Genomic DNA, 23,308 nt, shown 5'->3' with positions numbered 1-23,308 from the left:
CCGCCGCCCGCTCGCAACCGGACCGCAACCTCGGATATCCACGGGGCACGTGCGGCTGACGCGTACGGGGCGGGGCGGGGAGCCGGCCGGGTCCTGGCCGGCCACCGCGCCGGGGTCAACGGACGGGCGGACCGTCACGTTTGTGGCGCGGCACATGCCGTTCGGTGTCGTGGTGGACCAGAAGAAGGGCGAGCAGCAGCGGCCCCGCGGTGCACAGCGTGAAGAGCATGAGTCACCTCTCGCTCGGCTGACCTGCCTCACGTGTACCCGCGTTCCCCTTGCGCCAATGGTGTGAATCGGACCGTCACCCGCACGCGTCACCGGCTTCGTACACGCGCACGACCGTGTTCGAGGTGCGGAGCCCGCCGGGCATGTGCGGGCCGGGAGAGGGCAGATGAACCATCCGCAACGGCAGGACGCCCATGACCGCGGAGGGAGAAGGCCGTGGACGGCAACACCTTGGAGCTGGGAGACCTGCTCGCCGACGCCGAGGAAGCCTCACCGGTGGAATCGGTCGACGTCGTGGCGCGCAATCTCCAGAAGCGGTTCGCGGCGGGCAGCGTCTCGTTCCTCTTCGTGGACCTGATCGAGGAAGAACTGGTGCGGCTCACCACCGCCGACGGCGTGCGCGACGAGCACCGGTCAGCACCCATCGCGCTGCGCGACAGCGTCTACGAGAAGGTGCTGCGCTCGCAGCGCCGGCATGTCGAACCGGACGGCGACGGCGGCCACCGGGTGATCTCACCGGTGACCAACCGCGGCGACTGCGTGGGTGTCCTGGAGGTGACCCTGCCGCACGACGACCCGTCGGTGCTGCGCAAGGTCGACCAGGCCGCGCACGCGCTGGCGTACATCATCGTCACCGACCGGCGCTTCACCGACCTGTACCACTGGGGCCGGCGCACCACACCGACCAGTCTGGCCGCCGAGATCCAGCACCAGTTGCTGCCGTCCGCGTCGGCCTGCGAGGCCGCGCAGTTCGCCATCGCCGGCGGCCTGGTGCCGGCCGACGACATCGGCGGCGACACCTACGACTTCGCCCTGGACCGGGACGTGCTGCACCTGTCCATCACCGACGCGATGGGGCACGACACCGATTCGGCGCTGCTGGCCACCCTGCTGCTGGGCGCGCTGCGCGGAGCCCGCCGCACCAGATGCAACGTCGGGGAGCAGGCGAGACGGGCGCACGACGCCCTGCTCCAGCACAACCGCGGGCTGGCCACCGGCCAGTTGCTGTGCGTCCAGCTCAGCACCGGCGCCGTCGAACTGGTCAACGCCGGCCATCCGCGCCCCCTGCTGCTGCGCGACGGCACCGTGCGGGAACTGAAGCTCACCGCGAACCTGCCCTTCGGGGTCACCTCCCCCGTGCCGCACCAGGTACAGGAGCTGCGACTGCGGCCCGGTGACCGGCTGGTCCTGCTCACCGACGGCATGCAGGAGCGCGGCGCGGCCGGGGTGGACCTGCCCGGCCTGGTCCGCGAGTCCCGGGACCTGCACCCGCGGGAGGCGGTCCGCGTCCTGGTCGGCGCCGTCCAGGACGCCTGCGCGGGCCGGCTGCGGGACGACGCGACCGTGCTGTGCCTGGACTGGTACGGCGACCGCAGCCCGCGCGGGCGGCTCGGGCCCGCCTAACCGGCCGGACCGGCCTGGTGGACGGTGGTCAGTTCGGCCAGGCCGGAGACGCCGAGGACCGGTGCGAGGAGAGCGGTGGCGACGACCTCGATGCGTTCGCTGTGCCGGAAGAGCACGCTCAGCCCGGCGCTGTCGAGGTACTCGACGCCGGTGAGGTCCACGACCACCGGGCCGTCGGCGGCCTCGATGGCCGTGCCGAGGGCGTCGTGGTTGCTCAGGTCGATCTCGCCGACCACGGTGACGACCGTGGCGCCGTCGGGGCGCCGGCCGGAGGCGATGGTGAGCGGGGTGGTCATCAGGCGATCCTCGTTCGCATGTCCACGGTGGTGCCGGTGGCACCGGAGGTGATGGTGACGTGCTGCATCAGCGCGCGCATCAGGGTGACACCGCGCCCCCGGTAGGGATGGAGTTCGGGTCTGGGGGTGCGCCACCGGCCGGTGTCGGTGACGGTCACCCGCAGCGCGTCGCTCCGGGCCTCCGCCCGCAGCCGGACGGTGTCCTGCGGAGTGTCCCGGTGGCCGTGCTCCACGGCGTTGGCACACGCCTCGCCGGCGGCGACCAGGACGTCCTGGACGGTGTGCGGCGGCAGTTCGCAGCGGGCCAGCCAGCCGCGCAGCGCCCCCCGGACCCGCGCGAGCTGGGCGGACTCGCCGGGGAAGGCCAGGTCGAGCGGGGCGGGGTGCCGGTAGAGCAGGAGCGCGACGTCGTCGTCGTAGCCGTCGGCCGGTGCCAGCCGGGTCATGACGGCGGTGGCGAGGTCGTCCACGGCCGTGTCCCACCCGTCCTGGACGGCCCGGCCGGCCCGGTCGATGCCGTCGGTGAGGGAACACCGGCGGCGTTCCACCAGACCGTCGGTGTACAGCAGCAGGGTGGCGCGGGCGGGCATGGTGCGGCTGCTCTCGGGGCGGGCTCTGCCGGGGCGCACGGCCAGCGGCAGGGAGCGCCCGTCGTCGAGGAGGTGGGTGGTGCCGTCGGGGCAGCTGAGGATGCCCGGCGGGTGGCCGGCGCTGGAGTAGGTGAGCCGGCCGGTCTCCGGGTCCAGGACGCCGCAGAAGACCGTGGTGCACATCGCGCCGGTGACCCCGGCCGCGAAGTGGTCCAGGGCCGTCAGGGTGCGGGCCGGGCCGGTGTCCTGGAGCAGCAGCGCCCGGCAGGCACTGCGCAACTGCCCCATGACGGTCGCGGCCTGGAGTCCGCGTCCCACGCAGTCGCCGACGACGATGCCGATGCGTCCGTTCGGCAGCCGGACGATGTCGTACCAGTCGCCGCCGACCTCCAGCGGACGGGTGGCGGGTTCGTAGCGGACGGCGAAGCCGCTGGGCAGGTCGGCGGGGCCGAGGATGGCGCGTTGCAGTGCGAGGGCCGTCTCGCGCTGCTGGTCGATGTCGTGGGCGCGGACCAGTCCCTGGGCGAGCTGTCCGGCCAGCAGGGACAGCAGCAGCTGGTCCTCGCCGGTGAACGGCCGCCGGTCGCCGAGTTCGATCCACAGCGCCATCGGTCCCTCGGGGTGGCCGAGCGCGATCCCGGCGCCGGTGTCGTCCTCGACGGGGGTGAGCGGGGGCAGGCCGAGCCAGCCGGTCAGGGTCCGTCGTCGCGCGTCCGGCAGCTCCGTCCAGCGCGGCCCGTCGTCGGTGGTGGTCAGGGCCGGTGCCGCGCCGGGACGGGCGACGACGGCCGTGACGTGCCGGGCGTTCCAGAGCCGCCGCAGTTCGGTGAGGGTGCCGGTGAGGGCCTCGGACAGGCTGGTGGCCCGGCCCAGCCGCAGGCCAAGCGCGGCCTGGGCGCTCTCGCGCCGGACGGCGTGGTGCTCGGCGGTGACGTCCCGGAAGGTGCCGACGGTGACCTGGCGCCCGGTGTCGGGGTCGCGGGCCCGGTTGAAGGTGGCGGTCACCCAGATCCGGCGGCCGTCGCGGCGCACGACGGGGACGGTGCAGGAACCCCTGGGCTCGTCGAGCAGCCGGGTGCAGGCCGCTTCCAGCCGGCGGCGGGTCTCCGGGTCGGCGTCGGCCGGCGGCCACCAGGGGTGCGCGGGGCGGTACGGCAGCCCCTCGGGTCCGTAGCCGAGGGTGTCGGTGAACGCCGCGTTGATCTCGACGACGGCGCCGTCCTCGTCGCAGACGAAGAACGCCTCCTGGAGGGAGTCGACCAGTGCGGCGCGCCAGCGGGCCTGGTGGCCGCGCAGCCGGGCCAGCTCGACGCCGGTCCGGACCCGGGCCAGCAGTTCGGCCGCGGCGAACGGCTTGACCAGGTAGTCGTCGGCGCCCGCCCGCAGTCCCTCGATGGACGCCTCCTGGCCGGCCCGGGCGGACAGCAGCAGGACGGGTACGGCGGCGGTCCGCGGGTCGGTGCGCAGCGCCGCGACCAGTCGCAGGCCGTCCAGGCCGGGCATCATGACGTCGCTGATCACCAGGTCGGGGGTGGCGGCGCGGGCCGCGCGCAGCGCCGAGCGGCCGTCGCCGGCGGTGTCGACGGCGTAGCCGGAGCCGCGCAGGATGCGGGTGAGGTAGGCGCGCATGTCGGCGTTGTCGTCGGCGACCAGCACCCGGGCGGGGGCGGCGGGGCCCTGGAGGTGACCGGTGCGGTGCTCCGTACCGGCGGTGTCCGGTGCTTCGGCCGGGAAGGCGGCGGGGGCCTCCTGGAGGTACGGCTCGGCCGGTACCGGGGCGGTGCGGCGGCCGGCCGGCCCCAGCGCCTCGGGCGGCAGGTGGCCGGTGCCGAAGGGCAGCCGGACGGTGAAGGCGGTGCCCTCCCCCTCGGTGCTGTCGGCGGTGATCGTGCCGCCGTGCAGGCCGACCAGTTCCCGGACCAGGGCCAGGCCGATGCCACTGCCCTCGTGGGAGCGGGCGCGGGCGTTCTCGATCCGGTGAAATCGTTCGAACAGCCGGGGCAGTTCGGCGGCCGGTACGCCGATGCCGGTGTCGGCGACCACGACCACCGCGTGGGTGTCCTCGGCCCGTACGGTGACCCGGACCGTGCCCTCGAAGGTGAACTTCAGGGCGTTGCCGAGGAGGTTGAAGACCACCTTCTCCCACATGCCGCGGTCGAGGTGCACCGGCCGGGCGAGCGGCGGGCACTCGACGGCGAGGCGCAGGCCGGCCCGGTCCACGGCGGAGCGGAACACGCCGGCCAGTTCGGCGGTGACCGCGGCCAGGTCGACCGGTTCGTAGTGGGCGCCCATCCGGCCGGCCTCGATGCGGGAGAAGTCCAGCAGCGAGTTGACCAGTTTGCCCAGCCGCAGTCCGTTGCGGTGGACGACCTCCAGTTCCTCGCGGAGCGCGGGGTCGGCGTCGGCGAGGTGGGTCCGCAGTTCCGCCACCGGTCCCATGATCAGGGTGAGGGGGGTGCGGAACTCGTGGCTGATGTTGGAGAAGAAGGCGGTCTTCGCCCGGTCCAGCTCGGCGAGTTCCTCGGCGCGGCGCTGCTGGGTCTGGTAGCCGCGGGCACCGGCGAGGCCCGAGGCGAGGTGGCCGGCGACCAGTTCGACGAAGCCGCGGTAGCCCTCGTCGAGGGCGCGGTACCGGTTCAGGCCGGCCACCAGGAAGCCGTAGGGCGCCTGGCCCTGCCGGCGCAGCGGCACCGCCAGCGCCTGCCGGGGCGGCCGCGGCCGGTCGCCGGCGGGCAGGCCGGCGAACGGGGCGCCGTCGAGCGGGACCAGGACGCTCTCGCCGCGCGCCAGTGGCCGCACCGGCCACGGCGGGCCGGTGGCGTCGGCCGGCAGTACGGCGGGGGCGGCGGGGTGTCCGGCGGGGATCCGGGTGGCGCCCGCGAGCCGGGCGGAGCCGTCCGGCTCGAAGAGGTAGGTCAGTGTGAAGGCCAGGTCGTGCGGGTTGCGGCTCAGCTGCCGGTCGGCGAAGGCCCGCACCTCCTGTTCGGTGCGCACCACGCTGGGGTCGGAGCCGAGGTCGCGCAGGGTGGCCAGCCGGCGTTCGCCGATGACCTGCCCGGTGTCCTCGCTGACCACGCAGAGCATGCCGACCACCGCGCCGTGGTCGTCGCGCAGCGGGCTGTAGGAGAAGGTGTGGTAGCTCTCCTCCGTGTAACCGGACCGCTCCAGGAACAGCAGCAGTGCCTCGTCCCAGGTGGCCCGGCCGGTGGTGATGACGGTGTCGATGCGCGGGCCGATGTCGTCCCAGATCTCCGCCCACACCTCGCGGGCGGGGCGGCCCAGCGCCCAGGGGTACTTGCGGCCCAGGGTGTCGCGGCGGTAGGCGGAGTTGCAGAAGAACGTGAGGTCCGGGCCCCACGCCAGCCACATCGAGAACCGGGAGGACAGCAGGATGCTGACCGCCGTCCGCAGGCTCTGCGGCCACCGGCCGGGCGGGCCCAGCCCGGTCGCCGTCCAGTCCACCCGGGCCAGGTCCGGGCCGACCTCCTGGTCGGCGGCGAACACGTCGGCCCCGGCCGCCTCGTACTCCTCGTCCGACGACCCCGCCACCGCAACCCCCTCGCTCGCCCGGCGCGCCCGCGTCGCACCGCCCGTACCGTCCCACCGGCCGTCCCGCGTGCCCCAGGGGTCGAACAGCCGGACACCCTCGTCCCGCGACCGGCGCCGCGCGGACCGGCACCGCCCGCGCGGACCGATGGCTTCGTAGGATAAGCCCGGTCAGCCCCGCCTCATCCAGGAGAACCGGTGACCGAACCCGAACAGCTCTTGACCGTCACCCAGCGCCGCACTCCCGAGGGACCCTTCGTCCTGGAGGTGAAGGGGGAGCTGGACCACCACAGCGCCCCGCTGCTGACCGAGGCCGTCGCGGCGGCCCCCTTCGACGAACAGGGGGTGGTGGTCGACCTGGCCGGTCTCACCTACTGCGACTCCACCGGCATCACCGTGCTGGTCACCGCCTATCAGCGGTCCCTGGCGACCGGCTCGCCGCTCGGTCTGGCCGCGGTCGGCCCGGAGCACATGCGGGTCTTCGGCATCATCGGGCTGGACCAGATCTTCACCTTCCATCCCAGCACCGAGGCGGCGGTCTCCGCCCTGCGGCGGTGAAACCGTTCAGCGCAGGGCGATGCGGGCGGTGACCCGTTTGCCGGTGGGCTCGCGCCGGACGTCGAGGTCCTGGCTGAGCGCCGCGACGATCTCCAGACCGTGCTGTCCCACCCGGCCGGGGTCGGCCGGCCGCAGGGTCGGCAGGGCCGTCTCGCCGTCCCGCACGGTCACCGACATCACGCCGTCGGCGACGGCCAGCGACAGCCGCACCGGCCCCGAGCCGTACTTGACCGCGTTGGTGACCAGTTCGCTGACCACCAGCTGGGTGGCCTGCACGACGCGGTCCGGCCACGGCTCCTCCCGCGACTCGGCCAGGTACCGCACCGCCAGGCGCCGCGCGTCCGCGACCCGGAACGTGCCGGGGTCGAAAGTCACCGACAGTCTTCGCGCGCCGTCCTCGTACGCCGTTCCGCCGCCGGCCGCCCCGTCCGGTCCGACCTCGCCCATTCCGCCACCGCCGTCCGACTCCCCCGTGGAGCGCGGGACACCACCGCTTCCCGCGCGACCAGAACATTTGTCGCCCCCACGATAGTTCCCGCCGTGGCCGGATTAAGCGGACGGGCGACCAACCGTTGACACCGCGCGCCGCGCAGCCGCCCAATGGTGCCCACACGACGCCCCGACGCCGGGTGGGAAACCGGGCGAGGGAGGGGGACGCGGCATGCAGGTTCCGGCTCCGTTCGAGTACGCGAGGGTGGGCAGCGTCGAGGAGGCGATCACGCTTCTCGACCGGTTCGGCGACACGGCCCGGCTGGTGGCGGGCGGCCACAGTCTGCTGCCGATGATGAAGCTGCGGCTGGCGAGCTTCGACCACCTGATCGACATCAACGATCTGCACGGCGAGCTGGGGTACGTCCGGGTGCGGCCCGGCGAGGTCCGGATCGGCGCGCTGACCCGGCACCGGGAGCTGCTGGAGTCGGACGAACTGGCCGCCGTGCTCCCGGTGTTCCGGGACGCCGAGCGGGTGATCGCCGATCCGGTGGTGCGCAACCGGGGCACGCTCGGCGGTTCGCTGTGCCAGGCCGACCCGGCCGAGGACCTGTCCGCCGTGTGCGCCGCGCTGGACGCCACCTGCGTGATCCGGGGCCGGGGCGGGCAGCGGCTGGTGCCGATGGCGGACTTCCACCGGGGCCCGTACGAGACCGCCGTGGGCGACGCGGAACTGCTGACCGAGGTCCGGCTCCCGGTGCGCGCGGGTTCCTCCAGCGCCTACGAGAAGGTCGAACGGCGGGCGGGCGACTGGGCGGTGGTGGCGGCCGGGGCCGCGGTCCGGCTGGCCGACGACGGCCGGATCGCCGACGCCCGGGTGGCGCTCGCCGCGGTCGGCCCGCACGCCGGGGCGGTCCCCGGGGTCGCCGAGGCGCTGCGCCACCGGCTGCCCGACGAGGCGGCGTACGCGCGCGCCGGGGAGCTCGCCGCCCAGAACTGTTCGCCGACGGGCGACCACCGGGGCAGCGCGGCGTACAAACGGCATCTGGCCGGCGAGCTGACCCGCCGCACCCTGCGCGCGGCTGTGACCCGTATCACCGGAGCGGAGGTGTGATCATGCAGGTCACCATGACCGTCAACGGCACGGAGGTCACCCGGGAGATCGAGGGGCGGCTGCTGCTCGTGCACTTCCTGCGCGACGATCTCGGGCTGACCGGCACCCACTGGGGGTGCGACACCAGCAACTGCGGCACCTGTGTGGTGTGGCTGGACGATGAGCCGGTCAAGTCCTGCACGGTGCTCGCGGCGATGGCCGGCGGGCACCGGGTGCGGACCGTGGAGGGGCTGGCGAAGGACGGCGAACTCGACGCCGTGCAGCGCGGGTTCATCCACTGCCACGGCCTGCAGTGCGGCTTCTGCACGCCCGGCATGCTGATGACCGCCCGGGCCCTGCTCGACCGCAGTCCCGACCCCGGCGAGCGGGAGATCCGGGAGGCGCTCTCGGGCCAGCTGTGCCGCTGCACGGGGTACGCCACCATCGTCCGCTCGGTGCGCTGGGCGGCGGCCGAGGAGGCCGGCACCCGCACCACGCTCGCCGCGGACCCGGCCCGCGGGGGTGCCTCATGACCGCCACCGACGACCCCGCCACCGGCACGGACGGCCGGCGCACCGCGTTCGTCGACAACGACCACCGGCCCTGCGGCCACGGCCGGATGCTGCGCAAGGAGGACGCCCGGTTCGTCCGCGGCCGGGGCCGCTACGTCGACGACCTCCGGTTGCCCGGCATGCTGCACCTGGCGATCCTGCGCTCACCGCTCGCCCACGCCCGGATCGTGTCCGTCGACACCTCACTGGCCGAGGCCCACCCCAGGGTCCGCCTGGTGGTCACCGGCGCCATGCTGGCCGAACAGGGCCTGGCCTGGATGCCCACCCTGTCCGGCGACGTGCAGGCCGTGCTCGCCACCGACAAGGTCCGCTTCCAGGGCCAGGAGGTCGCCTTCGTCGTCGCCGAGGACCGCTACGCGGCCCGGGACGCGCTGGAGCTGATCGACGTCGAGTACGAGCAGCTCGACCCGGTCGTCGACGTACGGACCGCGCTCGCCCCCGACGCCCCGGTCGTCCGGGACGATCTGGCGGACAAGCACGACAACCACTGCTTCGACTGGGAGACCGGGGACGCGGCCGCGACGGACGCCGCGTTCGCCCGCGCCGACGTCGTGGTGAGCCAGGACATGGTGTACCCGCGGGTGCATCCGGCGCCCATGGAGACCTGCGGCGCGGTCGCCGACTTCGACTCCGTCGACGGCCGGCTCACCCTGTGGTCCACCACCCAGGCCCCGCACGCCCACCGCACCCTCTACGCGATCGTCGCCGGGCTGCCCGAGCACAAGATCCGGGTGGTCTCCCCGGACATCGGTGGCGGCTTCGGCAACAAGGTGCCGATCTACCCGGGCTACGTGTGCGCGATCGTCGCCGCCCTGCACACCGGGAAACCGGTGAAGTGGATGGAGGACCGGTCGGAGAACCTGACCAGCACCGGATTCGCCCGCGACTACGTGATGCGCGGCGAGATCGCGGCGACCCGGGAGGGACGGATCCTCGCGGTCCGCACCCAGGTGCTCGCCGACCACGGCGCGTTCAACGGCACGGCGGCCCCGGTGAAGTACCCGGCCGGCTTCTTCGGCGTGTTCACCGGCAGTTACGACATCGAGGCCGCCCACTGCGAGATGACGGCCGTCTACACCAACAAGGCGCCGGGCGGCGTCGCGTACGCCTGCTCCTTCCGCATCACCGAGGCGGTCTACCTGATCGAGCGGATGGTGGACTGCCTGGCCCGCGAACTGGGCGCCGACCCGGTCGAGTTGCGCACCCGCAACTTCATCCGGCCCGAGCAGTTCCCGTACCGCTCGAAGACGGGCTGGGTGTACGACTCCGGTGACTACGCCCCGACCATGGAGCTCGCCACCCGGCTCGCCGGGTACAAGGCGCTGCGGGCCGAGCAGGCGGAGCGGCGGGAGCGCGGCGAGATCATGGGGATCGGGGTGGCGTTCTTCACCGAGGCGGTCGGCGCGGGGCCGCGCAAGGACATGGACATCCTGGGCCTGGGCATGGCGGACGGCTGCGAGCTGCGGGTGCATCCCACCGGCAAGGCGGTCGTGCGGCTGTCGGTGCAGTCCCAGGGGCAGGGCCACGAGACGACGTTCGCGCAGCTCGTCGCGGAGGAACTGGGCATCCCGCCGCAGGACATCGACGTGGTGCACGGCGACACCGACCGCACCCCGTTCGGGCTCGGCACCTACGGCAGCCGCTCCACACCCGTCTCGGGCGCCGCCGCGGTACTGGTGGCCCGCCGGGTCCGCGACAAGGCCCGGCTGATCGCCGCCGGCATGCTGGCGGTGCCGGTCACCGACGTGGAGTGGGCCAAGGGCGGCTTCCGGGTCGCCGGTGACCCGACGGCCTCGGTGACCATCCAGGAGGTCGCGATGCGCGCGCACGGCGCCGGCGATCTGCCCGCGGGCGTGGAGGGCGGGCTGGACGCGCAGATCTGCTACAACCCGGAGAACCTCACCTACCCGCACGGCGCCTACATCTGTGTCGTGGACATCGACCCGGGCACGGCGAAGGTGACGGTGCGCCGGTTCGTCGCGGTCGACGACTGCGGTACCCGGATCAACCCGATGATCATCGAGGGGCAGGTGCACGGCGGGCTCACCGACGGCGTCGGTATGGCGCTGATGGAGATGATCTCCTTCGACGAGGACGGCAACTGCCTGAGCGGCTCGCTGATGGACTACCTCGTGCCGACCGCGCTCGAGGTCCCCGACTGGGAGACGGGGTTCACGGTCACCCCGTCCCCGCACCACCCCATCGGCGCGAAGGGGGTCGGCGAGTCGGCGACCGTCGGTTCGCCGCCCGCCATCGTCAACGCGGTGGTGGACGCCCTGGAGCCGTTCGGCGTCCGGCACGCCGACATGCCGCTGACGCCCTCGCGGGTGTGGGAGGCGATGCGGGGCGGTGCGACGCCTCCGGTCTGAGCCACGGGAGGCATGGGAGGAACGGGAGGCACCCGGGCCGGGCCCCGGTCGGGAACCGGGCCGGGAACGCGCCGCGCGGCGCCTCCCGTACGTCCGCGCGCGCGTGCTGCGGGCCCCGGCCGCCCGCCTCGGCCCCGCGCGCCCGCGGTTGTCAGGAGCCGGTGAGGACGACGAGCTGCCGGGTCGCGCGGGTCATCGCCACATAGCGGTCGACGGCGCCTGCGACGCCCTCGCCGAACCGGTCCGGGTCGACGAGGACCACCAGGTCGAATTCGAGGCCCTTGGCCAGTTCGGGGGTGAGCGAGCGGACCCGGGAGGTGGACCGGAACGCCGGGTCGCCGATGACGCAGGCGGTGCCCTCCTCGTGCGCGGCGAGCCAGTCGCCGAGGACCGTGTCCAGGTCCGCGGTGGCGCCGTGCACGACGGGGACACCGCCGCCGCGCACCGAGGTGGGCACGTTGGCGTCCGGGAGCGCGGCCCGGATGACCGGCGCGGCCTCCGCCATGATCTCCTCTGGGGTCCGGTAGTTGATGGTGAGGGAGGCCATGCTGATCCGGTCCAGGCCGACGCGTTCGAGCCGTTCCCGCCACGACTCGGTGAACCCGTGCCGGGCCTGGGCGCGGTCCCCGACCACGGTGAAGCTGCGCGAGGGGCAGCGCACCAGCAGCATCTGCCACTCGGCGTCGGTCAGCTCCTGCGCCTCGTCGACCACGACGTGGGCGAACGGTCCGGCCAGCAGATCCGGTTCGACGGCCGCCAGTTCGGCCTCGTCGACCAGGCTGACCTGGGCGTCCTGGCCGCGCAACATCGTGACCAGGCCCTCGCCGTCGTCCCCGTCGGCGCCGGAGTCGGCCACCGCCGAGATCAGGTTGTCGACGACCCGGTCCATACGTTCGCGCTGGGCGGCGAGGGTGGCTCGGTCCCGGCGCCTCTTGCGCGCCGCCTCCGGGTCGCCGAGCCGCTGCCGTGCCGCGTCCAGCAGCGGCAGGTCGGACACCGTCCAGGCCGCCGGGTCGGCGCGCTGGAGCCCGCGCACCTCGTCCCGGTCCAGCCAGGGGGCGCACAGCCGCAGATAGGCGGGGACCGTCCACAGGTCGCCGACCAGGTCGGCGGCCTCCAGCAGGGGCCAGGCGCGGTCGAAGGCCGTGCGCAGCTCCCGGTTCCGGTTGAGCGACCTGCGCAGCAGTTCCTCCGGGGCGTCTCCCTCGTGCTTGTCGACGAGGATGGTGAGCAGTTCCTCCCAGACCTGGTCGCGGGCCTCGTTGTGCGGGGTGCCGGGGGCGGCCGCCTCGAAGGCGACGGCCCATTCGCCGGCGCTCAGCGGGATGTCGGACCAGTGGGTGGTGACCGTCATCGCCTCGGCGGGCGGCTCCTCGTAGAACCGGACGGCCGTCTCGATCGCCTGCACCAGGCCGGCGGACGACTTCAGCCGGGCGACCTCCGGGTCGGCCTCCACGCCCGCCGCGGCGCCCTCGGCGACCAGGTCCCGCAGGACGCAGGTCTGCACGCCCTCCTCGCCGAGGCTGGGCAGGACGTCGGAGACGTAGGCGAGGTAGGGCCGGTGCGGGCCGACGAACAGCACACCGCCGCGGCGGTGGCCCAGCCGCGGGTCGGAGTAGACGAGGTAGGCGGCGCGGTGCAGGGCGACGACGGTCTTGCCGGTGCCCGGGCCGCCGTCGACGACGAGGGTGCCGCGGGAGCCCGCGCGGATGACGGCGTCCTGGTCGGCCTGGATGGTGCCGAGCACGTCCCGCATCCGGGCCGACCGGGTGGAGCCGAGGCTGGCGATGAAGGCGGACTGGTCGTCGAGCGCGGCGTGGCCGTCGAACCCGTCGGGGGTGAACACCTCGTCCCAGTAGTCGCTGATCCGGCCGCCGGTCCAGCGGTAGCGGCGGCGGCTGGTCAGTCCCATCGGGTGGGCGTGGGTGGCGCCGAAGAACGGCTCGGCGGCCGGGGAGCGCCAGTCGACCAGCAGCCGGCGTCCGGTGCTGTCGGTGAGGCCGAGCCGTCCGACGTACACCGGGTCGGGGCTGTCCGCGCCGACCATGCGGCCGAGGCACAGGTCGAGGCCGAAGCGGCGCAGGGCGCGCAGCCGGGAGGTCAGCCGGTGGATCTCCGCGTCCCGGTCCATCGCGTGCCGGCCCAGGCCGCCGGGGGCCCGGCGGGCTTCGGCGAGCCGGCCGGACAGCTCGGTGATCGACTGCTCCAGGCAGTCGGCGAGCGCCGCGAAGTGCCGCTCGTCGGCGGCGATCAGCGCCGGGTCGGCCTTGGCGGCGAGCCGGTCGGGGAGGTCGAACGCGCTGGTGGTCAGGGGGTTCACGGTTGTCTCAGCTCCGATGTGTCGGTCGCTCACGACCAAGGCGCGTGGCGGGGCTGCCGGGACCTGCGGGTTCCGGCTCGGTGGATCGGTGGATCGGTGGATCGGTGGATCGGTGGATCGGTGGATCGGTGGTTTGGGTGGACCGGTGGTTCGGTGGACCGGTGGATCGGGTGGTTCGGTGGTTCGGTGGATCAGGTGGACCGGTGGATCGGGTGGTTCAGTGGATCGGGTGCTTGCGGGTCCGGCGGTTCGGTGACCCGGTGGTTCAGCGGCCTGGTGGCCCGACGGCCCGGCGGCTCGATGGTTCAGCCGGTCCGGCGGCCCGACAGGCCCAGCGACCAAGCGACCCGGCGGTCCGACGGCCCGGCGGTTCGGCGCTCCGGTGCTGGGGGTTCACTCGGTTCCGGGCCGCAGGATCGCGCCGACCGGGCGGCCCGGCGGCTCGATGGCCCACCGGCCCACCGGACCAGCGGCCTGACAGGCCCAGCGATCCGGCAACCCGGCAACCTGGCGGCCTGGCAACCTGGCGGCCCGACCAGGGTTCACCCCGCCCCGCCCCGCAGGGCCGCGCCGCCCGGGTCGAGCAGCAGCTTCGCGGCCGTCGTCGCGCCGTCGGTGCGGACCCTGGCGGCGACCGCCCTCGCTCGCGCGGCGGTCTCGGGTGCGAGGGCCGTTTCGAGTGCGGCCGACAGGGAGGCGAGGGCCGGGGCCGGGCCGTCGTGTGCGGCGCCGATGCCGAGGCCGACGACGCGGCCCGCCCAGTACGGCTGGTCCACGGCCTGGGGCACCACCACCTGGGGCGCGCCGGCCCGCGCGGCGGTGGTCGTGGTGCCCGCGCCGCCGTGGTGCACGACGGCGGCCACCCGGCCGAACAGCGCCCGGTGGTCCGCCTCGCCGACGAGGAAGCAGTCGTCCCGGTCGTCGGCCGGGGTCAGGCCGGCCCAGCCGCCGCCCAGCACCACCCGGCGCCCCTGGGCCCGGACCGCCTCGACGGCCACCCGGGCGGCGTCCGGCGCCGCGTGCAGCGGCATGCTGCCGAAGCCGACGTACACCGGTGGCTCACCGGCGTCGAGGAACGCCGTCAGCCCCGCCGGGAGCGGGCGGACGTCGGGCGCGAGCCAGGCGCCGGTCTGGACGACGCCCAGGTCCTCGGTGCCCTGCCACGGGTCCAGCACCGGGTCGGTCGCCAGCCACGGCCGGTCGCCGACGACGTAGTCGCGGACGCCGTTGACCGGGGGCAGGCCGTGGCGCACCCGGCTCGTGTTGAGCGCCGCCCCGAACAGCGCGTCGATGTTCTCGGCGTCCAGGTCCCACAGCGCCCCGTGGTCGGTGACGTCCGGCGGGAAGGGCCGGCCCGCGTACGCCAGCGGCGGGCGCAGCGGCGACGGCAGGGTGAGCTGCTGGAAGGTGACGGACACCGAGCGGATGCCGAGTCTCTCGGCCACCGACAGCGCGCCGGCCGCGGCCGGCATCATGCCGGTCGCCACCAGCACGTCGCAGTCCGCCGCCGCCGCGGTGACCACCTCGAACTGGGCGGCGATCACCGCGGCCGCCCGCTCGGGCAGGGCGGCCGGCGCCGGCGCCGCCCTGGTCAGCGCGCGTGCCGACGGGCCGACCGGCACCAGCGGCACCCCGGCGGCGGCCAGCCGCCGCCCGAAGTCCTCGTCCGGTGGCGCGCACACCAGCGCCTCGGCGCCCAGCTCCCGCACCGCCAGGGCGAGCGCCACCAGTGGTTCGACGTCCCCCCGCGATCCATACGTCGACAACAACACACGCACTCGGCGACTCCCGTTTTCGCTGGTCCTGGGCTCAGGCCGGTCATTGTGCGGCACGACGGGGGCCTTGCCGCAAGCCCCCCGATGCGCTATAGGTTAAGAGTGGCGGGGAGCGGGTATCTCCCCCCGCCGGTCCTCCCCGACTCCGCGGCGCCCTTCCGTGCGCCTCGCGCGTTCCGCCTGCGTCGAGTTGATCCACAAGTCTTGACAGCCCGCCTGGGTCGTTCATACTCGCCTCTGGCCGGATGACCGACATACCGATTGCCGTTCGAGATATCGAACCAATCTGCCGCGGTCACCGGGCCCCGCACGACGATCCGAACCACTTCGTGAACGCGTGAAGAAGGGCTGCCACTACGTGACGCACCATCAGATTCCCAGACGCGGCTTCCTCGCAACCGTCGGCGCGACCGGTGTCGCCGGCCCGGCGCTCGCACTGACCGGAGGCACCGCCCCGGCGGCCGCCGCCGAGCAGGAACCGGCGGCGGCGCCCCTGCCGTACCCCACCGTGAAACGCCCGTTCGCCATGCCCGGCGTGCGGGAACAGGACTGGACCGGCGCGCTGTTCGTCGCGGAGGGCGAGTCCCGGTTCGCGCTCCGCGTGGGTCTGCTCACCGCGCAGGGCAAGCTGGTCCGGGAGAAGATGACCAACCACCTGTGGCGCATCGGCCCCATGACCCCGGACGGCGCCTACAAGGAGGTGCGCGTCAGCACCGACGACCGCACCGTGCTGCCCGCCCATCTGGAGGCGCTGCGCGAGGTGCTCGCGCACCCCGGGCAGTGGTCCGAGAGCGCGGTCGCCGACGCCGGGGTGAGACTGCCGCAGCTGGAGCGGACGTACGCGCGGGTCCAGGAGGAGAAGCGCACGGTACGGGTGCGGTACGCCCGTACCGTGGACGGCGCCGGGCTGGTGGGGTCCGTCACCGCGCTCGACGGCGACACCACCGTCGTCCTCGAACTGGGCACCCCCTGGGGCGAGCCGGCGTCCTTCGCGCTGGACGGCCGGGAGGTGACCGGCAGCGCGGCCGGGCTGACCGACAGCGGCCGCACCGGTCATGTCCGGCTCTCCCCCACCGAACCGGCCGACAGCGCGGGCTGCTACGCCTCGGCCGCCGATCTGACGGCGGTCGCGACGGGCGGCGCCGGCACACCGGGCGACGCCGTCGCCGGGCTCGTCCACCGGCTCGCCAAGGGGCAGACACTCACCTTCTCCGCCCGCGTCGCCGCACGGCCCCCGCGGGGTGACGCACCGGAGGCGCACGACATCGAGCGGGCCCTCGCCGCCGCCGAGGCCCGTGTGCGCGGCCACCATCTGACCGGCTCCGGACCGGTGGGCCGGGCGGCGGACGCCGTACGCGACGCGCTGTCCCTGAACACCAACTACGACAAGGACAACCACCGCGCCTACGTCATGTGGGGCTGGGGCGGCGGGGGCGGCCTGTTCACCGGCTGGGACTCGGCGTTCGACTGCGTGGAGGCCGCCCTGGTCAGCCACCCGCTGGCCGTCCAGCACGAGACGGACGTCTTCGACGCGCCCGCCCCGCCGAACCAGATCCCGCTGCGCGGACCGCGCTACGACCAGCAGAACGCCGGGCCGATGCACGCGTACGCGGTGTGGCGGCTGTACACCAAGCTCGGCGACCGCACCGTGCTGGAGCAGGCGTATCCGGCGCTGGTCACCTTCCACGACCTGCTGCCCGAATGGGACACCGACCGGGACGGACTGCTGGAGAGCCCCTACTTCGGGGACCGCGTCGGCGGCCGGGGCAACCACCTCGGCCTGGACGACAGCCCCGTCTACGCCGACTACCACCGGATCGCCAAACAGGGCGGCAGCGGTGACGGCCGGGACAACACCGACCTCACCGACGTGGCGCTCAACTCGTACTACGCGCTGCTCTCCGAAACGCTGGCGAAGATGGCCCGGGTGCTGGGCCGGACCCGGGACGCGGAGCGGTTCGCCGCCCAGCACGCCACCGTCAAGCGGCTGCTCAACGCCCGCCTGTGGCACCCGGACAAGGGCCTCTACCTGAGCCGCTACCTCGACGGGACGTGGCAGCAGACCGTCACCCCGACCGTCTTCTACCCGCTCTTCGCCGGCCTCGCCACCCGCGAGCGGGCCCGGGTGCTGGTCGAGGAACACCTGCTGAACGAGGACGAGTTCTGGGGCGAGTACGTCATCCCCAGCGTCGCCCGCGACGACCCGGCCTACTGCACCGGCGGCCCGGTGCACCCGGACTCCGAGCACTTCAAGTACTTCGAGCGGTACGGCGAGAACTCCGCCCCCGAACAGTGGAAGGGCGCGGCGTGGCCGCCGATGAACTTCACGGTGTACGACGGCGTCAAACGGTACGGGTTCGACGACGCCGCCGGCCGGTTCGCCGCCCGCAGCACCGCGATGTACCTGGACGCCTGGGACGCCGAGGGCTGGTTCCCCGAGTCCTTCGACCCGGAACCCGGCCAGCGGGTGATGTCGTCCGCCGTCGACACGGCGTGGCGCACCTACTCCTGGTCGAACGCGATGGCCGTGCAGGGCCTGCACGAGCTGCTCTCCGACAACCCCTGGGACGGCGATCCCGCGGCGCTGCTGTTCGGCTCCCTGGGACTGCCCGGCACCAACACCGTCGACAACGTTGTCCTGCGCGGGCACACCTACTCCGTCTCCGCCGGACCGCACCGGACCACCCTGGTCCGCGACGGCCGGACCGTCTTCCGGGCGACGGGCGCCCGGGTCGCGGTCCGCGGCTTCCTGCTCCGCGGGGCGGGCGCCTCCTTCGACATCACCGCCGGCGGTCCTGCCCGGGTCGAGGTCTTCGGCCCGGACGGCCGGTCCCGCGCCCGGCAGGTGCCCGCCGGCCGCACCCATGTCGACCTGTGACACCCCGCACCCGCTGAACGCAAGGAGAGCCGCATGACCAGAACTTCCTCCCGCGGTCCCGGACGGTGGTGGTCCGGCAGCCGCGCCGGACGGGCCGTCTGCGCCCTGCTGCTGGCCTGCCTGGCCGCCGTGACACCGGCCGCCGCGCACGCCGGCCCCGGCACCGCCCCCGTCCAGTCGATCACCGTGGACGGCGCCGGCACCGGCCGCGTCTTCGACGGGATCGGCGCGATCAGCGGTGGCGGCGGCACCTCACGGCTGCTCGTCGACTACCCCGAGCCGCAGCGCGGTCAGATCCTCGACTACCTCTTCAAGCCCGGCTACGGCGCCTCCCTGCAGATCCTGAAGGTGGAGATCGGCGCCGACACCAACTCCAGCAACGGCGCCGAGCCCAGCCACATGCGCACCCGGGACAAGGTGGACTGCGACCGGGGCTACGAGTGGTGGCTGATGAAGGAGGCGCAGAAGCGCAACCCGCGGATCGGCTTCTACGGCCTCGCCTGGGGTGCCCCGGGCTGGTTCGAGGGCGGCTTCTGGTCCGCTGACAACGTTGCCTACCTGACCGAGTGGCTGGGCTGCGCCGACCGGCACGGCCTGGACATCGACTACCTCGGCGGCTGGAACGAGAAGGGCTGGGACGCCGCCTGGTACGGCGACCTCAAGAAAGCCCTGGTCAACAGCGGTCACGGCGACGTCAAGGTGGTGGCCGCCGACAACGCCGGGTGGGACGTGGCCACCGACATGAAGCAGGACCCCGCCTTCGACGCCGCCACCGACGTGGTCGGCATCCACTACCCGTGCTCGGCCGTGCACTGCTCCAGCTCCCAGGACGCCCTGGACCTCGGCAAGCCGCTGTTCGCGAGCGAGTCGGGCTGGAACAACTACCTCACCGGCGCCACCCGGCTGGCCGCCGAGATGAACCACGAGTACGTGGACTCCCGCATCACCGCGTTCATCAACTGGCCCGCCGTGTACGCCTGGTACCCGACCGTGCAGATGCAGGGCAGCGGACTGCTCCAGGCGAACGAGCCGTGGAGCGGGCACTACGAGCTGGGCCCGACGCTGTGGACCATCGCCCAGACCGCGCAGTTCACCCGGCCCGGCTGGCGCTACGTCGACGCCGCGAGCGGCTACCTGGACGGCGGCGGCACGTACGTGACCCTGCGCTCACCGGGGCCCGATCCGCAGTACACGACGGTGTTCGAGACCACCGGCGCGACCGAGCCGCAGAGCGTCTCCGTCACGCCCACCGGACGGCTGCCGCGCGGCGCGCTGCACCGCTGGTCGACCACGCTGGAGTCCACCGACCCCGCCGACTGGTTCGTGCGCGGCACGGACGTCCGCGCGGGCGCGAAGGCCGCCCACGCGGTGACGCTGGCACCGGGCACCGTCACCACGCTCACCACCATGCCGGGCGGCAAGGGCCCGGCGGCAACGACGGCGCCCGCCGCCCGCCCGATGGCACTCCCCTACCGCGACACCTTCGACTCCTACCGGACGACGGACACCGCCCGGTACCTCTCCGACATGGAGGGCGCGTTCGAGGCGGCCCGCTGCACCCCGGCGCCGGAGGCCGCCGCCGGCTCCCGGGGCACCGGAAAGTGTCTGCGCCAGGTCATCACGACCGAGCCCACCAAGTGGTCCCGGGTGGCCAGTCCGCTCACCCTGACCGGCGACAGCCGGTGGACCGACTACACCGTGTCCGCCAGGACCCGCATCGCCGGCACCGGTACGGCGTCGCTGCTCGGCCGGGTCGTGAACCAGGTCAACAACGTCGGCACCGGCCGCGTCAACGTCTGGCAGGGCTACTACCTCGGCCTGTCGGCCGACGGCACCTGGTCCCTGAAGGTCCTCGCCCCCGACCGGACGACCCGGATCCTGGCGAGCGGCAGCCTGCCCGGCCCCGGGGCGGACACCTGGCACCGGCTCTCCCTCGGCTTCTCGGGCGACACGATCACGGCCCGGGTCGACGGCGCCGAGGTCGCCCGGGTCACCGACGCCACCTACGACCACGGCCAGACCGGACTGGCCCTCGACTCCTACACCACGTCCGAGTTCGACGACCTGCGGGTCGCTCCGTAGCCGGACGCCGGGCCGCCGGACGCCCTGCCCGTCACGCCGCGGGTGCCGGGCATTCGGTGCCCGGCGGACAGAACCAGGCTCGGGCCGTGTCGAGGAGTTCGCGTTCGTCGGCCAGGCCGTCCGCCGCGGAGCCGTAGGCGACGAGGGCGTAGTTCTGTCCGTCGGCGGCCTCGAAGCGGTGGTCGATGACGTGGTGGCCGGAGCCGGTGGCGGCTTCGCCGGTCAGTTCGTCCGTCGTGTACTCGTGCTCGGCGGCCTCTCCGCCGGTGGGGTTGGCCGCGTACTGGAGGTGGATCTTCTGGTACCCGTCCAGTTTCAGACTGTCCTGCTGGGCGTCCGCCACGGAGGCGTACGGGGAGTCCTCCACCAACTGGAACACCTGGAGGCGGCGGGGGCCGGACGGGTCGCGGAAGTCGACGATGTCGATGCCGTACTGCGAGGAGCGGTTCTCGCGGTCCCAGCCGGCCGGCAGGGCGGTGCGGAAGCCCTCCGGGTCGTCGTGCCGGGCGAAGCCCGCGGGCAGCGACGACTCCCCCGGCGCGCCGTCCTCGGTGGCGCCGGGGGAGGTGCCCGCGGCGGCGGGGGTCTCCTGGGCGGGCGGCACGTACGGCACGGGCTCGTTCTTCCAGCCGAGGGCCCAGATGCCGAAGGACAGCCCGCAGACGGTGAGGACCAGCGCCGTGTACTGGCGCAGCGTCCGCTGCCGTGGCAGGTCGAGGTAGCTCTCGGGGTCGAAGAGGCGTTCGCGGTGCGAGCCGGCCCACTCCTGTCGTTCGGTCTCGAACACCCTCATCGTGGCCGTCCCTTCAGTTGATGAGCTGCGCGATGCCCTGGACCACCGCGGTGGCCGAGGCGACCGCGCCCGCGGCGGCGGCCTGCCCGCCCAGCCAGCCGCGGACGCCGCCGAGCAGCCGGGTGAGCCGGGCCGGTGCCGCGGCGCCGGTGTGCGCGATCTCCGCCGCGGTGTCGGCCAGTTCACGGTCGAGCGAGGTGTCCGCGTCGGTGCGGTCGGCGGCGCTCGGCAGCGCCGCGCGCAGTTCCCGGATGGCGTCGAGGAGTTCCGCGTGCCGGGCGTCGGGGGCGGCACCGGTGGTGTGGTACGAGGTCGCCGAGGCGTGCGCGCCGGTGGCGACGGAACCGCCGCTCATGGAGCCGATGCTGACGCTGCCCGAGGTGCTCGCGGTGCGGGGGTCGGGGGTGTCCGGTCCGTGGTCCGTCATGGGGTGGGCTCTCCTTGGTTCCTGGCCGGCCCGGTGGGCGCGGCGCCGTTGTCCGTGTGGGTCGCGCTGCCGTGGCGGCCGGTGGCGATCGCGCCGCCGGACATGGCCCCGACGAAGACGCTGCCGCCGCTGAGCTGGTAGACGTGCTGCTCGAACTCCTCGGTGCGGTAACCGTGTGTCTTGAGGGCTTCGCGGACCCCGTTGACGATGCGTTCCTGGATGGTCTTCACATAGCGGGTGGCGTCCATCTCCTGGAACACCGACAGCCGCTTCGCCGACGCCAGCGCGCGCAGGGAGACGCGTGGCACATCGGGCAGCGGCTCGCCGCCGAACCGGGCGGACCAGGTGCCGCGCAGGGTGCCGAGGGCGCCGACGGCCGCGTCGACGCCGATCGTCGGCGCGTGCCGCAGGGCCCGCAGCGCGGCCCGCGGCCAGGTCTCGGGGAGCCGCTCGACGAAGGCGTCCACCGCCCGGAAGTCCTTGCGCACCGGGCCGAGGACGTAGGGCTCGACCTCCAGGACCAGCATGCGGCCCTGGGTGTGCACCCGGACCAGGACGGTGACGACCACCTGTTCCTGCCAGGCGCCGACCCGGATGCGCAGGAACACCCGGCGGCCCTCGCCGCCCTCGTCGACGGCCTCCCGCAGGTGTGCGGCGACCTGCGCGGGGTCGTGGACGCGCAGACCGCGGCGGTCGGCGCCGGCGGTCCCGGGGTCCGCCGGGTCGGGGCGGCCGGAGACACCGCCGGTCGCCAGTTCCTCGGCGCGGCCCACCCCGCCGGGGAGGTAGACCACCCGGTCGATCTCCACGTCGCGCAGGCGGTCCTTGCCGGTGCGGGCGGCGGACTCGCGCAGTCCGGTCAGCTGGGGCTCGATCAGGTCGAGGGCGGCCCGGGCGGTGAGCGGCCCGGGCCGCTGGCGCGGCAGACCGCCGTCGGCCGCCGGCCGCTCGCGCAGTTCCATGGCGAACGACCAGGGGGTGCCGCGCACGCCCAGCCCGACGAAGGGGCTGTCGTCGTCGTACAGCGTGAGGAACGCCTCCTGCTCGCGCCGGATGTCGTCCCGCACGCCCTCGAACAGGGCCCCGGCGGGCAGGCCGGGCTGCCGGGCGGCGGCGAACGTCCACCGGGACAGCCAGCGGCACAGGGCCGTGCGCCGCGCGCTCTGGTGCGACCAGGCGACCACGGCGAGGGCCAGCGGGAACAGTGCCGGGTAGGGCGTCTGGGCCGCGCCGTCGAACAGCCGGGAGAGGTACCAGTACCAGTAGAAGAGGGCGAAGCCGGCGGCCAGCAGGGTCAGCAGGGAACCGGCGCCGTCGGCGGCCTTGGCGACCGGGTCGGGCAGTCCGGCGGCCCGCGCGGTGGCGCCCTTGCCGCTGACCGTGTGGGCCAGCCACAGTCCGAGCGCGGTCAGCGCGTAGAACAGGAACCAGGGCAGCGGCAGTCCTCCGGTGAGCCGGTCGTCGCCCTGGAAGAGGGCGGTGAGGACGTCGCCGAAGCCGACGTCGGCGCCGTCGCCCCACCGGTCGGACAGACTGTCCCAGAACATGATCACGTCGGACAGCGCGAACGCGGCCCAGACGCCGAGCATGAGCAGGGCGGTGCGGGTCTCCTGCCGGCCGGCCAGCAGGGCGTGGGCCAGCACGGGGAGCACGTCGACGCCGTTGGGCAGGGCGACGGGCCGTTCCCGGTGACCGACGAGTTCGTCGACGACCCGGCGCCGGAAGCCGGGATCCTGGTGGACCCCGGCGCACAGCAGGCGGGTGGCCTCGGTACGGCTGTAGCGGTGTTCCGGAAGGCTGACGTCCGGCACGTGGCTCCCCCTGGTCGTCCGTCGGCTGGATGACTGGGGAAGCTACTGGGCGCACCGCGCCGGGGGCCGCACATCGCCCCGGCGCCGCCCGATGGAGTGAAGACGGGGGAAGCGGCTGGACAGGGCGGGTTTCCCGG

General features: G+C 74.1%; 15 protein-coding genes. 7 read left to right on the top strand and 8 right to left on the bottom strand.

The features are described from left to right. Positions 1-444: 444 nt before the first annotated feature. Complete coding sequence (locus tag AB0G32_RS08895; RefSeq protein WP_361160253.1) at positions 445-1,632, top strand: PP2C family protein-serine/threonine phosphatase; 1,188 nt, start codon at positions 445-447, stop codon at positions 1,630-1,632. Here the strand turns inward: AB0G32_RS08895 and AB0G32_RS08890 are convergent. Both AB0G32_RS08890 and AB0G32_RS08885 read right to left on the bottom strand, forming a co-directional pair. Next, positions 1,629-1,928: an STAS domain-containing protein gene (locus AB0G32_RS08890; protein WP_361160250.1), complete on the bottom strand. Its 300-nt coding sequence runs from the start codon at positions 1,926-1,928 to the stop codon at positions 1,629-1,631. The genes AB0G32_RS08895 and AB0G32_RS08890 overlap by 4 nt on opposite strands. Continuing rightward, positions 1,928-5,887, bottom strand: coding sequence for a SpoIIE family protein phosphatase (locus tag AB0G32_RS08885; RefSeq protein ID WP_361160542.1), 3,960 nt, complete (start codon positions 5,885-5,887; stop codon positions 1,928-1,930). The genes AB0G32_RS08890 and AB0G32_RS08885 overlap by 1 nt, the downstream gene beginning before the upstream one ends. A 375-nt stretch (positions 5,888-6,262) precedes the next feature. Between AB0G32_RS08885 and AB0G32_RS08880 the strand changes: the two genes are divergently transcribed. Further along, positions 6,263-6,622: an STAS domain-containing protein gene (locus AB0G32_RS08880; RefSeq protein WP_361160247.1), complete on the top strand. Its 360-nt coding sequence runs from the start codon at positions 6,263-6,265 to the stop codon at positions 6,620-6,622. Between the two features lie 6 nt (positions 6,623-6,628). Here the strand turns inward: AB0G32_RS08880 and AB0G32_RS08875 are convergent, their stop codons facing one another. Beyond that, positions 6,629-7,069 carry an ATP-binding protein gene (locus tag AB0G32_RS08875; protein WP_361160244.1) on the bottom strand — a complete coding sequence of 147 codons (441 nt, stop codon included), beginning with the start codon at positions 7,067-7,069 and terminating at the stop codon, positions 6,629-6,631. A gap of 214 nt (positions 7,070-7,283) precedes the next feature. Here AB0G32_RS08875 and AB0G32_RS08870 point away from each other — a divergent pair, with 214 nt between their 5' ends. The 3 genes from AB0G32_RS08870 to AB0G32_RS08860 are packed head-to-tail and all read left to right on the top strand — an operon-like array spanning position 7,284 to position 11,085. Then, positions 7,284-8,165 carry a xanthine dehydrogenase family protein subunit M gene (locus AB0G32_RS08870; RefSeq protein ID WP_361160241.1) on the top strand — a complete coding sequence of 294 codons (882 nt, stop codon included), beginning with the start codon at positions 7,284-7,286 and terminating at the stop codon, positions 8,163-8,165. A 2-nt stretch (positions 8,166-8,167) separates the two neighbouring features. Next, positions 8,168-8,677 (top strand): (2Fe-2S)-binding protein, encoded by a 510-nt coding sequence (locus AB0G32_RS08865; protein WP_361160238.1) that lies wholly within the window; start codon positions 8,168-8,170, stop codon positions 8,675-8,677. Then, positions 8,674-11,085, top strand: coding sequence for an aerobic carbon-monoxide dehydrogenase large subunit (locus AB0G32_RS08860; RefSeq protein ID WP_361160235.1), 2,412 nt, complete (start codon positions 8,674-8,676; stop codon positions 11,083-11,085). Before AB0G32_RS08865 ends, AB0G32_RS08860 begins: the two co-directional genes overlap by 4 nt. Positions 11,086-11,236: 151 nt before the next feature. Here AB0G32_RS08860 and helR read toward each other — a convergent pair whose 3' ends face one another. Next, a complete protein-coding gene (gene helR / locus AB0G32_RS08855) occupies positions 11,237-13,405 on the bottom strand; it encodes an RNA polymerase recycling motor ATPase HelR (RefSeq protein WP_361160232.1) in 2,169 nt (722 codons plus the stop codon). Between the two features lie 542 nt (positions 13,406-13,947). Then, a complete protein-coding gene (locus AB0G32_RS08850; RefSeq protein ID WP_361160229.1) occupies positions 13,948-15,183 on the bottom strand; it encodes a glycosyltransferase in 1,236 nt (411 codons plus the stop codon). A gap of 355 nt (positions 15,184-15,538) precedes the next feature. Between AB0G32_RS08850 and AB0G32_RS08845 the strand changes: the two genes are divergently transcribed. Next, the gene (locus tag AB0G32_RS08845; RefSeq protein WP_361160226.1) at positions 15,539-18,058 is read left to right on the top strand and encodes a trehalase family glycosidase; all 2,520 of its coding nucleotides are present in this window, start codon (positions 15,539-15,541) and stop codon (positions 18,056-18,058) included. A gap of 33 nt (positions 18,059-18,091) precedes the next feature. Beyond that, the gene (locus AB0G32_RS08840; RefSeq protein WP_361160223.1) at positions 18,092-20,140 is read left to right on the top strand and encodes a galactosylceramidase; all 2,049 of its coding nucleotides are present in this window, start codon (positions 18,092-18,094) and stop codon (positions 20,138-20,140) included. A 31-nt stretch (positions 20,141-20,171) separates the two neighbouring features. On the opposite strand, the gene AB0G32_RS08835 is transcribed toward AB0G32_RS08840, so the two are convergent. The 3 genes from AB0G32_RS08835 to AB0G32_RS08825 are packed head-to-tail and all read right to left on the bottom strand — an operon-like array spanning position 20,172 to position 23,171. Further along, a complete protein-coding gene (locus AB0G32_RS08835) occupies positions 20,172-20,933 on the bottom strand; it encodes a hypothetical protein (protein ID WP_361160220.1) in 762 nt (253 codons plus the stop codon). Between the two features lie 13 nt (positions 20,934-20,946). After that, positions 20,947-21,360 (bottom strand): hypothetical protein, encoded by a 414-nt coding sequence (locus tag AB0G32_RS08830; protein ID WP_361160217.1) that lies wholly within the window; start codon positions 21,358-21,360, stop codon positions 20,947-20,949. Further along, complete coding sequence (locus AB0G32_RS08825; RefSeq protein ID WP_361160214.1) at positions 21,357-23,171, bottom strand: hypothetical protein; 1,815 nt, start codon at positions 23,169-23,171, stop codon at positions 21,357-21,359. The genes AB0G32_RS08830 and AB0G32_RS08825 overlap by 4 nt, the downstream gene beginning before the upstream one ends. Between the last annotated feature and the right edge of the window lie 137 nt (positions 23,172-23,308).

This window comes from Streptomyces sp. NPDC023723 (assembly GCF_040639815.1).
Classification (GTDB): Bacteria; Actinomycetota; Actinomycetes; order Streptomycetales; family Streptomycetaceae; genus Streptomyces.
This window is presented reverse-complemented; position numbering and strand designations above follow the sequence as displayed.

Bases quoted from the DNA above. Each gene is read 5' to 3' on its own strand.
- AB0G32_RS08885 (WP_361160542.1), bottom strand. From the start codon at position 5,887: ATGTGGCTGGCGTGGGGCCCGGACCTCACGTTCTTCTGCAACTCCGCC.
- AB0G32_RS08830 (WP_361160217.1), bottom strand. From the start codon at position 21,360: ATGACGGACCACGGACCGGACACCCCCGACCCCCGCACCGCGAGCACC.
- AB0G32_RS08890 (WP_361160250.1), bottom strand. From the start codon at position 1,928: ATGACCACCCCGCTCACCATCGCCTCCGGCCGGCGCCCCGACGGCGCC.
- AB0G32_RS08860 (WP_361160235.1), top strand. From the start codon at position 8,674: ATGACCGCCACCGACGACCCCGCCACCGGCACGGACGGCCGGCGCACC.
- AB0G32_RS08870 (WP_361160241.1), top strand. From the start codon at position 7,284: ATGCAGGTTCCGGCTCCGTTCGAGTACGCGAGGGTGGGCAGCGTCGAG.
- AB0G32_RS08835 (WP_361160220.1), bottom strand. From the start codon at position 20,933: ATGAGGGTGTTCGAGACCGAACGACAGGAGTGGGCCGGCTCGCACCGC.
- AB0G32_RS08865 (WP_361160238.1), top strand. From the start codon at position 8,168: ATGCAGGTCACCATGACCGTCAACGGCACGGAGGTCACCCGGGAGATC.
- AB0G32_RS08840 (WP_361160223.1), top strand. From the start codon at position 18,092: ATGACCAGAACTTCCTCCCGCGGTCCCGGACGGTGGTGGTCCGGCAGC.
- AB0G32_RS08875 (WP_361160244.1), bottom strand. From the start codon at position 7,069: ATGGGCGAGGTCGGACCGGACGGGGCGGCCGGCGGCGGAACGGCGTAC.